Below are 12,725 nucleotides of genomic sequence, written 5' to 3' on the forward strand. Positions count from 1 at the left end.
CTTCACCGGGCGACTGCAGCTCCAGACAACCGCCCACCGAGCCGGCGATCCCGGTCGAGAGCGCCGTAAGGAATCGCCGCCTACCGGAGTCGCCTGTCATGCCGGCGGCTCCTCCGTCTGGACCGCGACCAACTGCCCGCGGACGGTGTAGAGGAGCGTCCCGCCGGCGACGACGGACTGGTGTGCGCTCTGGCCGGGGCCGACCGTTCCCCGGACGGTTCCGTCGGCGAGATCGATCCGGTAGTTGCCGACGTACACCGCCTCGGGGGTCACAGTGGGATGGCCGCGGACGAGTCGCCTGGTGCCGAGCGAGGTGCTCCAGCGGACCGTCCCGTCCGACGGCGTGAGGAGCCGAACCGTCCCACTCTCGTCGGCGACGACCACGCCGGCCGGTGACCGGGCCGGGCCGACCGGGATCTCCGTCCCAATCGACCGGGACCACTGCGTGGCTCCGTCGTCGCGGTCGAACGCCAGCACGTTGCCGTCCCCGGTGGTCACGTAGACCCGGCCGCCGTCGACCGTCGCCGTCCGGTAGCGACCGCCGTTGCCGGTGCTGGTCCACTGTTCCTGCCCGGTCGCGGCGTCGAGCGCGTACATCGTGTCGCCGGAGCCGACGTAGACGGTCCCGTCGGCGACCGCCGGCGTCGCGGCCATCTGTGTCCCGGTGTCGGTGCGCCACTGGCGGCGGCCCGTCGCCAGGTCGACCGCGATGACGGCCCCCTCGGTGTAGCCGTACTCGACGACCGCGTAGACGGTGTCGTCGACGATGGTCACCGGAACGTTCGGCGGATAGCCGATCTCGTGGGCCCACTGCTCGCTCCCGTCGCGCACCGAGACAGCGTGGATCTTTCCGCCGACCGATCCGAACACGGCGGTCCCGTCGGCGACTGCCGGCGTCGCGTACACGTCGTCACCGACCGAGGCCCGCCACCGTTCGCTCCCGTCCCGTCCGTCGAACGCGAGCAGCGCGCCCCCGTAGACACCCATGAGAACGGTGTTGTCGACCACGGCGGGACCGGCCCCGGGGAAGATGTTCGCGTCGATGTCGGCTCGCCACTTCGTCTCGGCGTCGACGCCCGGCCCGGTCGCGTCGGCCGCGTAGGCGGTGTTCTGTGCGTCGTAGTAGGCGGTCGACCACTCGCCGGCGATCGCCCGGTTCGGCTCGGGCGTCTCGAACGCGGTCCGCGTCTCGGTCGGGGTCTCCGGAACCGCCGTCTCGGACCGCGCTCCCGGGGTCGGTGTCGCGGCCGCCGTCTCCGGGCGGCCCGTCGGCGTCGCGGTCGTTCCCTGAATATCGCTCCGCAGACACCCGCCGATCCCGGCCGTCCCCAGCGTGGTCGCGACCGAAGCCAGGAGTCGCCGCCGGGACACGCGCCGTGGCTCGTCGCTCCCCTCACTACTCGAACCCATGCCCCGAACAGTCGGGCGCGGTCACTTGACCGTTGGGACTGGTCGGGGCGTCGGGTCCATAGGCCGTGACGGCTCGTGTGGTCGCCGCTCGGAACTGTCAGGATCGTGTGAGATATGTGTTTCTCGTACTCAGCTACGAGAAACTGGCTTCTCAGACCGCTTTTTGCCCTCCCTGCCCCAGATGGCTGCATGGACGGACCGACGACACACGTCGACAGGCGGACGCTGCTGCGTTCGCTGTCGGCGGGTGGCGCCGCCACGCTCGCTGGCTGTACGGACCCCCTGACCACGGACGGCGGGAGCGAGACGCCGCGGATCGAGATCGAGTCGGGGCGCCGCCGGGACGCGCGCCTGGTTCCCACGCTCGTCGGATTCGTCCCCGAAACTGACGTGACGGTGACCGCACGAGCGACCGACGCCGAGGACCGCACCTGGCGGAGCCGCGCGGTCGTGACGACGGACCGTCAGGGCACCGCGTCGCTGGCCTCGACGGCGCCCGCCGCGGGCAGCTACGCCGGCGCGCGGTCGATGGGGCTGGTCTGGTCGATGGGACTGACGTACCGCCGCCCGCCGACGTACTTCGTCCAGGACGGCCCCGAACAGACGGTCACCCTGTCCGCACGCGTCGGCGACGAGGTCGTCGCCGAGCGGACGGTGACGCGCGTGTTCGCCCCCGACGGCGTCACACACGAGCGCGTCCGCGACGAGGACCGCGGGCTCGTCGGCCACTACTTCGAACCCCCTGGCGAGGGTCCCCACCCCGGTGTCGTGGCGCTCCACGGCAACGGCAACTCCCCGCTGACGAACTTCGGCCGGATGCTCGCCGCCCGGGGGTTCGCCGTCCTCGCGCCCAGGTGGTTCGGCGAGGAGGAACCCATCCCGGACCAGTTGGTCGAGATTCCGCTCTCGTCGGCCCGCGCCATGGCGACCTGGCTCCAGTCCCGCGAGGCCGTCACCGACCGGATCGGCGTCCTCGGCCACTCCAAGGGCGCTGAGTTCGCGCTCATGGCCGCTTCCCGGTACGATGTCTTCGACGGCGTGGTCGCTATCGCGCCAAACGCCTTCGCGTTCATGGCCCCGGGCATGGTTTCGGCGGGTCCGTCCTGGGCCGTCGACGGCGAGCCGGTCCCGACCTTATCGCGCTCGGGCAACAGCGAGATCCGCCGGAAGGAGGGGCGTCTCGTGATCGCCGACCAGATCCGAGCGGACCTCTCCGCGGCCGACCAGGCACAGCTCGACCGGGCGGCGATCCCGGTCGAACAGATCACCGGCGACGTGTTGCTCGTCGGCGGACTGGACGACACCATCTGGCCGATGGAGGAGATGATCCCGCGCCTGACCGCGCGGCTCGACACCGAGTCGTTCCAGCACCGCGTCGCGTCGCTGGTCTACGACGAGGCCGGCCACGTCATTACCGTCCCGCACAAGCCGACGACCTACCACCACCTCGGCGGCCAGCTCTATCTGGGCGGCCAGCCCGAGCCCGCCGCGGCGGCCGAAGCCGACGCCTGGCCGCGGATTGTCCGGTGGTTCCGCGACGCGCTCTCGGGCTCGGCTCAGTGACCCGGAAACAGTTATCGGGGAGCCGCGCCAACCGTGCTGTCATGGACGGCGAACGCGAGGACGGCGAGGGCCGACCCGCCGTCGCCGCGGCCACCTTCTCGCTGCTGGCAAACGAGCACCGAATGGCGATCATGCGGGCGCTCGCTGCTCCGGGTGAGGACGGTCACGACCCGGCAGGGCTGACCGACCGCCAGGTGTATACCGCGGACGCCGTCGGCCCGCCGACGAAGAGCTACTCGGAGCTGAAAGCCGCGACCGACATCCGCGACAACGGCCAGTTCAACTACCACCTCAACGAGCTGCTCGGGACGTTCGTCCGGAAGGCCGACGACCGGTACCGGCTGACATGGCTGGGACTGCTCGCGGACCACATGGCCTCGACCAAGCTCGAAACCGACGGAGTCGGCCGGGCGTTCGACGCGGACGCGGACTGTCTGGCCTGCGGGGCGACGCTCCGGGCGGTCTACACCGACGAACAGTTCTTCGAACTGAGTTGTCCCGACTGCGGTATCGGCTACGAGCAGATGCACGTCGCCGCTCGCGGGGTCGAGAGCCACACCGACGCCGGCCTCCTGCGAGCGGTCGCCAGCCGTGCCCACCACGAACGGGGCATCTTCGCGACCGGCGTCTGTCCCCGCTGTTCCGGCTCGGTCGAGCGCCGCGTCGTCCTCCCGCCCGACGCCGACCGCGCCCGGACGGTGCCACAGCCGCTCGTCTACTGCCGGTGTACGGCCTGTCACGCGCCCGACTTCCCGACAGTCGGTAGCCTCCTGCTGGCACACCCCGCGGTCGTGGGGTTTTACCACGACCACGGCGTCGACCTCCGACGGACCCGGCCGTGGACGCTCCCGTTCGCCGCCAGCGACGCGGCCGTCACCGTCGAGTCGTCCGACCCGACCCGTCTCTCGGTCCGTGCCCGGCGTGACGGCGAGACGCTGGTCGTCGCCGTCGACGAGACGGGGGCGGTCCGAGGGGTCGAACGTGACCGCCAGTGACACTCCGCCCCATCCAGCCGGCCGACGGGCGTAACATATAATCCGACAGCCGGTCAAGGCACTCAAAGAACATCGTGGGAAAGGATAGCACCGGTTCGGGCGGAACGGACACCGACAGTGACACCGGCCGGACCGTCGCCGAAGTCGTCGACAAGCTCGAACAGATCCGCACGGACGCAGACTCCGACTCGGTCACCGACGGGGTCCTGCTGGACCAGCTCGAAGAAGTCGAACAGCGCCTGCTGTCCTTCGGCGAGGCCCTGGGCGGTCCCGCCGAAGACGTGACGGACCTCCCCTTTACCGAGGAGGCCGGGCTGGACCACATGCCGGAACCGCTGTACGTCCGCCACGACACGGAGATGCTGAACCAGGTCACGTCCTGGCTCCTTCAGGACCAGCACATCGGCCTCGTGAGCCCCTACGGCTCCGGGAAGTCCGCGTTCCGCGAGATCGTCCTCCGGGATCTCGGGAAACACGACCGCTTCGTCGTCACCCACCTGGACAACCCCGGCGAGACGACCGCCCGCAAGCTCTACCAGACGATCCTCACCGCCGGCTACTCCGCGGGCTACTCGGTCGATTTCGGCCGGTACTCGCAGGTCCGCAACGGCATCCCGTGGGCGACCGCGGACGCCAAGCAGGCCGTCCGCGAGGTCGTCCGGCGGGTACGCGAGGACGACCGAACGCTGTTGCTCGTGGTCGACGAGATCGAAGTGCTCGACGCCGACCTGCTCTCGCCCCTGCAAGTCGCCGGTGACGCCGGCGTCCGCCTGTTCCTCTCGGGGACGCCCGAGGGCAAGCGCCGCGTCGCCGAGATCCGCGGAACGTTGGACTCCCGACTGCGCTACTACGAGGGGATCGACCCGTTCTCGCCGAGCGACATCGCCGAGTACATCGCCCGGTCGCTGGCGTATTTCCGGGGCGAAGAGTACGACGGGGGGGCGCCGGACCTCTTTACCCGAGGCGCAATCGAGGACATCCACGAGCGCACCGAGGGCAACCCCCGCGAGGTCCGGATCGAGTGTCGCGAACTGTTCACCCGGGCCGCGTTCGTCTGGTACCGCACGGGCCAGGACATCGACCGCATCACGATCACGCCCGAACTCCGTCACCGCCGGTTCGGGATGAGCCGGTAAGCGGGCGGGAATCGCTGCCGAGCGCCGATCCGCCGAATACGTACTTAAACTGCCCACGGTACGCTCTCACATACCACTTTGGCGCCGTCTGTGACGGCCTCCCGGCACACCTCCAGTAGATTTATATAGAAGGACAATCAATCATCGTCCTGAACATGGCTCAACAGCAGATGGGCAACCAGCCCCTCATCGTACTCTCCGAGGAGTCCCAGCGGACATCCGGCAAAGACGCACAGTCGATGAACATCACGGCCGGCAAGGCCGTCGCCGAGTCCGTTCGGACCACACTCGGTCCGAAGGGGATGGACAAGATGCTCGTCGACAACTCCGGGTCCGTCGTCGTCACGAACGACGGCGTCACCATCCTCGACGAGATGGACATCGAACACCCCGCCGCGAACATGATCGTCGAGGTCGCCCAGACCCAGGAGGACGAGGTCGGGGACGGCACGACGACGGCCGTCGTCATCGCCGGTGAACTGCTCTCGAAGGCCGAGGAACTGCTCGACCAGGACATCCACGCCACCATCCTGGCCCAGGGGTACCGCCAGGCCGCCGAGAAGGCAAAGGAGATCCTCGAAGAGAACGCCATCGAGGTCGACGCCGACGACACCGAGACCCTGGAGAAGGTCGCCGGTACCGCCATGACCGGCAAGGGCGCCGAGTCCTCGAAGGACGTGCTGGCCGAACTCGTCGTCCGCGCGGCCCAGGCCGTCGCCGACGACGACGGCACCGTCGACACCGACAACGTCCAGGTCGAGACCGTCGTCGGCGGCGCCACGGACGAGTCCGAACTCGTCGAAGGCGTCATCGTCGACAAGGAGCGCGTTCACGACAACATGCCCTTCGCCGTCGAGGACGCCGACATCGCGCTGCTCGACACGGCTATCGAGGTCCCCGAGACCGAGCTGGACACCGAGGTCAACGTCACCGACCCCGACCAGCTCCAGCAGTTCCTCGACCAGGAAGAGGCCCAGCTCAAGGAGTACGTCGACAAGCTCGCCGAGGCCGGCGCCGATGTCGTCTTCTGCCAGAAGGGTATCGACGACATGGCCCAGCACTACCTCGCCCAGGAGGGCATCCTGGCGGTCCGCCGCGCCAAGAAGTCCGACATCGACGCGCTCTCGCGCTCGACGGGCGCCCGCATCGTCTCGAACATCGACGACATCACCAGCGAGGACCTCGGTTTCGCTGGCTCGGTCGCCCAGAAGGACATCGCCGGCGACGAGCGCATCTTCGTCGAGGAAGTCGAGGACGCAAAGGCCGTCACGATGATCCTGCGCGGCGGCACCGAACACGTCGTCGACGAAGTCGAGCGCGCCATCGAGGACTCGCTCGGCGTCGTCGCCGCCACGCTGGAGGACGGCAAGGTCCTGCCCGGCGGCGGTGCCCCCGAGACGGAACTGGCCCTCGGCCTGCGTGACCACGCCGACTCCGTCGGTGGGCGCGAGCAGCTCGCCGTCGAGGCCTTCGCCGACGCTATCGACGTGATCCCGCGCACCCTCGCCGAGAACGCGGGCCACGACCCCATCGACTCGCTGGTCGACCTGCGCTCCAAGCACGACGGTGGCGACATCGCCGCCGGTCTGGACGCCTACACCGGCGACATCGTCGACATGGAGGAGGACGGCGTCGTCGAGCCCCTCCGCGTGAAGACCCAGGCGATCGAATCCGCGACCGAAGCCGCAGTGATGATCCTGCGCATCGACGATGTCATCGCCGCTGGCGACCTCAAGGGTGGCCAGGGCGACGACGACGACGAGGAAGGCGGCCCAGGCGGCCCCGGCGGCGCACCCGGCGCCGGCGGCATGGGCGGCATGGGCGGCATGGGCGGCGGCATGGGCGGCATGATGTAGGAGCGGCGAGCGTAACGAGACGCTCCGAACACGCGAACGGGAGAAGCGACACGCGACCGAAACCCACGTTTTGCAGCTTTTTCGGACGCTTCGCGTCCTCAGTCGTGCTTCGCCGCTTTCGAACCGGCGCGCAGCGGGCCGGATGGCCCCGACTACTACCGTTCTGTCCCGCTTGCTGAGAGCGCCACTCTATTCGCACGTCTCCATAGCTGCACGGCTCGTGGTTGACTCCAGAGTCGCCCTCCGCCGAGCAGGCTCGCCTGCCCTGGCCACACTCGACTCAGACAGGTCTTTGTAGCGACCGGCCCTTGGTCCGCTGGATGCTCCGACTCGCCGTCGCGACCCAGGCGGAGACCTTCGAGCGGCTGCAGGACCCACTCTCCGAGCGCGGTATCGAGGTCGGCCACGTCGAGACCGCCGAACGGGCGATTCCGCTCGCCGGATCACCCTTCGAGGAGTACGACGTGGGCTTCGTCTACCCGTCACGGATCATGGAGGGGGCCGTCGCCGACGCGATGCTGGGGGTCCCGTGGGTCAACGACCGCGAGGCGATCCTGCGCTCGCGGAACAAGGCCGACGTGTTGACGCGACTCGGACGAGCGGACGTGCCGGTTCCCGAGACGGTCGTCGTGTCGAACCCGGCCGACGAAGCCGACCTCGCCGCCGCCTTCGAACGGATCGGACCGCCGGTCGTCGTCAAACCAAACTCCACGACCCGCGGCGTCGGTGTCACGATCGCTCACGACCTCGATTCCTTCCTGGGCATCGCGGACTACCTCGATCTGGTCCACGACTATCGCGCGACCGGCGACCGCTCTTTTCTCGTCCAGGCGTACCTCCCCGACGCCAGGGACTACCGGGCGATGGTCGTCGACGGCGAGTACGTCGGGGCCGTCGAGCGGCGACTCCCGGCCGACGACCGCGACCGGGGCCGCTGGAAGCACAACGTCCACCGCGGCGCCGAGGCGACGGGCGTCACACTCCCCAGGGAGCACCGCCGACTGGCCGAGCGAGCGGCTGACGTACTCGACATCGACTATCTCGGTGTGGACCTGCTCGTCACCGACGACCGTGCGGTCGTCAACGAGACCAACGCCAGACCGACCATCGACAGCGCGACGAAGTACGAAGCGGGGTTCTGGGACGATCTAGCGGGACTGATCGAGCGGACCGCACAGCGGTGAGTATCTCGCGAGCGAAACGGGCACACCGGACGAAATAAAAAGCGACCGTCAGAGCTCGATGTCTGCCGAGTCCTCTTCGCGGTCGAAGGTAACTTCGAGGATCCCGTTGTTGTACGTCGCCGAGGCGGAGTGTTCGTCGACGCGGCTGGGGAGCGTGAGCCGTTCGTGGTACTCCCGGTCGTGGCTGCCGGCGTCGATGGTCAGTACCGTGCCGTCACACTTCAGGTCGATCGCCTCCTTCTGGACGCCGGGTACGTCGGCGACGACGCGGACCTCGTCGTCGGTTTCGTGGACATCGACGTGGATGTTCCCGCCGTCGGTACTCGTATCACGGTCGATGTGGACATCCCCCTCGGCCCCCATCATCTCGTCCATCATCCGTTCGATCTCCCGGAAGAACTCGTCGAACGGGTCGTCGTCGTCACGCTTCATTACTACTCCACGGTAGGGTCGTCCGTCCCAAAAGCCTTCTGACGGGGTCAGTATCTCGCGGTCGGGGTGTCGACCTCCGGGGAACTCCTGTGGGAAACGGTCGCACCGATCGCGTTCTGTTCGGTACATAACGCGCACAAACGAACAGTATCCCGCGCCAACTCCGAAAACTCTTTACTCTGAACCGGCGGGGTTCTAGGCGGTATGAGCGACCCAGTTCGCGTCGGCCTCAACGGCTTCGGCCGGATCGGCCGGAACGTATTCCGTGCTTCGCTGGAGAACGACAACGTCGAGATCGTCGGGATCAACGACGTGATGGACGACGACGAGATCGATTACTTCGCACAGTACGACACTGTCATGGGCAAACTCGACAGCGCCGGCGTCGAGGACGGCGTCCTCTCTGTCGAGGGCACTGACTTCGAGGCCGGTGTCTTCCACGAGACCGACCCGACCCAGCTCCCCTGGGACGACCTCGATGTCGATGTCGCCTTCGAGGCCACGGGCATCTTCCGCACCAAGGAAGACGCCAGCCAGCACCTCGAAGCGGGCGCCGACAAGGTGCTGATCTCGGCGCCCCCGAAGGGCGAGGAGCCGGTCAAACAGCTCGTCTACGGCGTCAATCACGACGAGTACGACGGCGAGGATGTCGTCTCGAACGCCTCCTGTACGACCAACTCCATCACGCCCGTCGCGAAGGTGCTCGACGACGAGTTCGGCATCGAGGCCGGGCAGCTGACGACCGTCCACGCCTACACCGGCTCGCAGAACCTGATGGACGGCCCCAACAGCAAGCCCCGGCGCCGCCGTGCGGCCGCCGAGAACATCATCCCGACCTCGACGGGCGCCGCGCAGGCGACCACCGAGGTCCTGCCCGAACTGGAGGGCAAGCTCGACGGCATGGCCATCCGCGTCCCGGTCCCGAACGGTTCGATCACGGAGTTCGTCGTCGACCTCGACGAGGACGTGACCGAGGCGGATGTCAACGCCGCCTTCGAGGACGCCGCCGCCGGCGAACTGGCGGGCGTGCTGGGCGTCACCGACGAGGACATCGTCTCCTCGGACATCCTCGGTGACCCCTACTCCTCCCAGGTCGATCTCGGCTCGACGAACGTCGTCAACGGGATGACGAAGATCCTGACCTGGTACGACAACGAGTACGGCTTCTCGTGCCGGATGCTCGATGTCGCGCAGTACATCACCGAGCAGTAACGCTGTCGCTCGGTAGCACGTTTTTCTGCGATCGGACGCCGACCGATAGTGTCGCGTTCCGTCAGGTCTCGACAGTGAAACCTTCGTCTGCGAGGGCCGCACGGAGTCGGTCCCCGTGCTCGCCCTGGAGTTCGATGCGGTCCTCGGCGACGGTGCCGCCGACCGCGAGATGGCGTTTCAGCGTCGAGGCGAGGGCCGCGAGGTCCACCGCCGACGGATCGAACCCCGCGACGACGGTCACCGGTTTGCCGTACCGGCGGGTGTCGACGCTGATAGTGACGCGCTGCTGTGAACTGGCGAGGTCGTCCCCGAGACCGAGTTCCTCGGGGAGTCCCGTGATGTCTGTGAAATCCTGACTCAATGCGTCTAAAGAGAGGGGCTCGACGGAGAAAAGGGGTCGGTCGGCGCGTCCCGGACGGACGAGCCGGGCCGGTCCGGACCGCCGCGGCGGACTCGGAAACGACTATACACGCGGCGAGTGTTCCCTCGCACATGACGTTCCAGACGCTCGACGACATCGAGGACGGGCAGCGCGTCCTCGTCCGCCTCGACCTCAACTCGCCGGTTGAGGACGGCGAGGTACAGGACAACCGTCGCTTCGACCGCCACACCGAGACCATCCGCGAACTGATCGACCGCGACTTCGAGGTCGCTGTCATGGCCCACCAGGGCCGGCCCGGCCGGGACGACTTCGTCTCGCTCGAACAGCACGCCGACATCCTCGCGGACCACATCGACCAGGAAGTCGCCTTCGTCGACGAGACCTACGGCCCACAGGCCATCCACGACATCGCCGATCTGGAGGCCGGCGACGTGCTCGTCCTGGAGAACACCCGGATGTGCGACGACGAACTCCCCGAGGAGGACCCCGAAGTGAAGGCCCAGACCGAGTTCGTCCAGACGCTGAAAGGCGAGTTCGACGCCTACATCAACGACGCCTACTCGGCGGCCCACCGCTCGCACGCCTCGCTCGTCGGGTTCCCGCTCGTGATGGACGCCTACGCCGGCCGAGTGATGGAGACCGAGTACGAGGCAAACACCGCCATCGCCGAGAAGGAGTTCGAGGGCAACGTCACGATGGTCGTCGGCGGGACGAAAGCGACCGACGTGATCGACGTGATGACCCACTTAGACGAGAAGGTCGACGACTTCTTGCTGGGCGGAATCGCCGGCGAACTGTTCCTGCGTGCGGCGGGCGTCCCGGTCGGCTACGACATCGACGACGCGAACCTCTACGACGAGCAGTGGGAACAGAACAGCGAGAAGATCGAGGCGATGCTCGACGAACACGGCGACCAGATCACGCTGGCCGTGGACCTGGCCTACGAGGACGACGAGGGCGACCGCGCCGAACAGGCCGTCGCGGACATCGAGGAGAAGACCGTCTCGTACCTGGACGTGGGCTCTGAGACCGTCATGGAGTACTCGCCGATCATCCGCGACTCCGAGGCCGTCTTCGTGAAGGGCGCGCTCGGGATGTTCGAGGACGAACGCTTCTCGGTCGGTACCGCCGGCGTGCTCGAAGCCATCGCCGAGACCGACTGCTTCTCCGTGGTCGGCGGCGGCGACACCTCCCGCGCGATCGAGATGTACGGCATGGAAGAAGAGGAGTTCGGCCACGTCTCGATCGCGGGCGGCGCGTACATCCGTGCGCTGACCGGCGCGAAACTCGTCGGCGTCGAGGTCCTCCAGCGCTGAGAACTGCTCCCTGGCGGGGTGTTCAGGCGGTGCGTTTCGTCTCCGCGTGACGGCGGTCCCACGTGTCCTCGCGGTCGTCGGCGTCGGCGACGAACGGCCGTCGCTCCCGGGGGCGGAGCCGGGCGTGTCGCGCTGTCCAGTCGCTGTCGTCGTCGCGGGTCACTGCCGTGCCCTTCGATGGCATAGCCGCCGGTACTCCCGTCTCGGATAAATTCTTTGCGCTCGACGGTGAATAAAAGTAACTCGGATGCGAGTTACACGTTCGATCGCGTCCCCGTCCCTGCCGTCGGTGGCGACCACCGGAAACGAAGGGCTTTCCGCGCGCTCGGACCTACGAAGCGTATGTTCACCGGCATCGTCGAGGCGACCGGCGAGGTAACGGCAGTCGAAGAAGACGAGGGGGGCCGCAGGCTCCGGATCGACGCGCCGTTCGGGGAGTTCGAGCACGGTCAGTCGATCAGCGTCAGCGGCGCCTGCCTCACCGTCGAGGCGTTCGGCGACGGCTGGTTCGAGGTCTTTCTCGCCCGCGAGACGCTCGCCCGGACGTTTCTCGGTGAGATCCGCGAGGGTGACCGGGTCAACCTCGAACGGGCGATGCCCGCCGACGGCCGCTTCGACGGCCACATCGTCCAGGGGCACGTCGACGCCACCGCCGAGGTCGTCGGTATCGAACAGGAGGGAGAAGACTGGACGTTCTCCTTCTCGCTGCCCGACGCCCAGCGGGACTACCTCGTCGAGAAGGGGTCGATCACCGTCGACGGGATCAGCCTCACCGTCGCGGCCCGCGGCGACGACCACTTCGATGTCGCGATCATCCCGACGACCTACGACGAGACGACCCTCTCGGAGAAGTCGGTCGGGGACCCCGTCCACCTGGAGGTCGATGTCGTCGCCAAGTACGTCGAACAGCTCGTCTGAACGGCAGCCGCGTCGCTACTCGACCTGCGGTGCGGACTCGTCGGTCCGACCGGGCAGTTCCAGTTCCAGTTCGAGCTCCGGGTCGTCGACGCCGTCGAAGTCCACTTGCAGTTCGACGGGCTCGCCGAAGGCGAAGGGAAGCTCCCACTCGTCGGTCGTGAGGGTGAGCTCGTCGTCCTGCTGGAGCTGTTCGCCCAGGTCGACGAGAAACGCGCCCGCCTCGCTCGCGTCGAGGCGAAACGTCTGTTCGAACTCGCGGCCGGTGCGGATCGTCGTCCGTTCGGATGTATCGTCCGACATCGTCGTGGCCCTTCCCGCTGG

At 67.9% G+C, this 12,725-nt stretch carries 13 protein-coding genes; 8 read left to right on the top strand and 5 right to left on the bottom strand.

Annotated features, from left to right (window positions below):
- Window positions 1-96: 96 nt before the first annotated feature.
- The gene (locus P1L40_RS11620) at window positions 97-1,410 is read right to left on the bottom strand and encodes an outer membrane protein assembly factor BamB family protein (protein ID WP_284007166.1); all 1,314 of its coding nucleotides are present in this window, start codon (window positions 1,408-1,410) and stop codon (window positions 97-99) included.
- A 189-nt stretch (window positions 1,411-1,599) separates the two neighbouring features.
- Between P1L40_RS11620 and P1L40_RS11625 the strand changes: the two genes are divergently transcribed.
- The 5 genes from P1L40_RS11625 (at window position 1,600) to P1L40_RS11645 (ending at window position 8,144) form a co-directional block, all read left to right on the top strand.
- Entirely contained in the window at window positions 1,600-2,973 is a 1,374-nt protein-coding gene (locus P1L40_RS11625; RefSeq protein WP_284007167.1) for an acyl-CoA thioester hydrolase/BAAT C-terminal domain-containing protein, read from the top strand.
- A 41-nt stretch (window positions 2,974-3,014) separates the two neighbouring features.
- Window positions 3,015-3,968, top strand: coding sequence for a DUF7351 domain-containing protein (locus P1L40_RS11630; protein ID WP_284007168.1), 954 nt, complete (start codon window positions 3,015-3,017; stop codon window positions 3,966-3,968).
- A 164-nt stretch (window positions 3,969-4,132) separates the two neighbouring features.
- Complete coding sequence (locus P1L40_RS11635) at window positions 4,133-5,104, top strand: AAA family ATPase (protein WP_336402187.1); 972 nt, start codon at window positions 4,133-4,135, stop codon at window positions 5,102-5,104.
- A gap of 170 nt (window positions 5,105-5,274) precedes the next feature.
- Window positions 5,275-6,960: a thermosome subunit alpha gene (thsA, locus tag P1L40_RS11640; RefSeq protein ID WP_284011067.1), complete on the top strand. Its 1,686-nt coding sequence runs from the start codon at window positions 5,275-5,277 to the stop codon at window positions 6,958-6,960.
- Window positions 6,961-7,280: 320 nt separating this feature from the next.
- Window positions 7,281-8,144: an ATP-grasp domain-containing protein gene (locus tag P1L40_RS11645; RefSeq protein WP_284007172.1), complete on the top strand. Its 864-nt coding sequence runs from the start codon at window positions 7,281-7,283 to the stop codon at window positions 8,142-8,144.
- A 48-nt stretch (window positions 8,145-8,192) separates the two neighbouring features.
- Here the strand turns inward: P1L40_RS11645 and P1L40_RS11650 are convergent, their stop codons facing one another.
- Complete coding sequence (locus P1L40_RS11650; RefSeq protein ID WP_284007175.1) at window positions 8,193-8,576, bottom strand: Hsp20/alpha crystallin family protein; 384 nt, start codon at window positions 8,574-8,576, stop codon at window positions 8,193-8,195.
- A gap of 204 nt (window positions 8,577-8,780) precedes the next feature.
- On the opposite strand from P1L40_RS11650, the gene gap reads away from it, so the two are divergent.
- Window positions 8,781-9,788: a type I glyceraldehyde-3-phosphate dehydrogenase gene (gene gap / locus P1L40_RS11655; RefSeq protein ID WP_284007177.1), complete on the top strand. Its 1,008-nt coding sequence runs from the start codon at window positions 8,781-8,783 to the stop codon at window positions 9,786-9,788.
- A gap of 61 nt (window positions 9,789-9,849) precedes the next feature.
- Here gap and yciH read toward each other — a convergent pair whose 3' ends face one another.
- A complete protein-coding gene (yciH, locus tag P1L40_RS11660) occupies window positions 9,850-10,149 on the bottom strand; it encodes a stress response translation initiation inhibitor YciH (protein ID WP_379774393.1) in 300 nt (99 codons plus the stop codon).
- 131 nt (window positions 10,150-10,280) lie between these two features.
- Here yciH and P1L40_RS11665 point away from each other — a divergent pair, with 131 nt between their 5' ends.
- Complete coding sequence (locus P1L40_RS11665) at window positions 10,281-11,486, top strand: phosphoglycerate kinase (protein ID WP_284007179.1); 1,206 nt, start codon at window positions 10,281-10,283, stop codon at window positions 11,484-11,486.
- Between the two features lie 22 nt (window positions 11,487-11,508).
- On the opposite strand, the gene P1L40_RS11670 is transcribed toward P1L40_RS11665, so the two are convergent.
- Entirely contained in the window at window positions 11,509-11,670 is a 162-nt protein-coding gene (locus P1L40_RS11670) for a hypothetical protein (protein ID WP_284007180.1), read from the bottom strand.
- A 158-nt stretch (window positions 11,671-11,828) separates the two neighbouring features.
- On the opposite strand from P1L40_RS11670, the gene P1L40_RS11675 reads away from it, so the two are divergent.
- Window positions 11,829-12,404, top strand: coding sequence for a riboflavin synthase (locus P1L40_RS11675; protein WP_284007181.1), 576 nt, complete (start codon window positions 11,829-11,831; stop codon window positions 12,402-12,404).
- A 15-nt stretch (window positions 12,405-12,419) separates the two neighbouring features.
- Here P1L40_RS11675 and P1L40_RS11680 read toward each other — a convergent pair whose 3' ends face one another.
- Window positions 12,420-12,704, bottom strand: a complete 285-nt coding sequence (locus P1L40_RS11680; RefSeq protein ID WP_284007182.1) for an amphi-Trp domain-containing protein — start codon at window positions 12,702-12,704, stop codon at window positions 12,420-12,422.
- Between the last annotated feature and the right edge of the window lie 21 nt (window positions 12,705-12,725).

Source organism: Haloarcula pelagica, assembly GCF_030127105.1.
Lineage (GTDB): Archaea > Halobacteriota > Halobacteria > Halobacteriales > Haloarculaceae > Haloarcula > Haloarcula pelagica.

Coding starts and splice junctions, on each gene's coding strand:
- P1L40_RS11630 (WP_284007168.1), top strand. CDS start 3,015: ATGGACGGCGAACGCGAGGACGGCGAGGGCCGACCCGCCGTCGCCGCG.
- P1L40_RS11670 (WP_284007180.1), bottom strand. CDS start 11,670: ATGCCATCGAAGGGCACGGCAGTGACCCGCGACGACGACAGCGACTGG.
- P1L40_RS11650 (WP_284007175.1), bottom strand. CDS start 8,576: ATGAAGCGTGACGACGACGACCCGTTCGACGAGTTCTTCCGGGAGATC.
- P1L40_RS11620 (WP_284007166.1), bottom strand. CDS start 1,410: ATGGGTTCGAGTAGTGAGGGGAGCGACGAGCCACGGCGCGTGTCCCGG.
- thsA (WP_284011067.1), top strand. CDS start 5,275: ATGGGCAACCAGCCCCTCATCGTACTCTCCGAGGAGTCCCAGCGGACA.
- P1L40_RS11665 (WP_284007179.1), top strand. CDS start 10,281: ATGACGTTCCAGACGCTCGACGACATCGAGGACGGGCAGCGCGTCCTC.
- gap (WP_284007177.1), top strand. CDS start 8,781: ATGAGCGACCCAGTTCGCGTCGGCCTCAACGGCTTCGGCCGGATCGGC.
- P1L40_RS11645 (WP_284007172.1), top strand. CDS start 7,281: ATGCTCCGACTCGCCGTCGCGACCCAGGCGGAGACCTTCGAGCGGCTG.
- P1L40_RS11675 (WP_284007181.1), top strand. CDS start 11,829: ATGTTCACCGGCATCGTCGAGGCGACCGGCGAGGTAACGGCAGTCGAA.
- P1L40_RS11680 (WP_284007182.1), bottom strand. CDS start 12,704: ATGTCGGACGATACATCCGAACGGACGACGATCCGCACCGGCCGCGAG.
- P1L40_RS11625 (WP_284007167.1), top strand. CDS start 1,600: ATGGACGGACCGACGACACACGTCGACAGGCGGACGCTGCTGCGTTCG.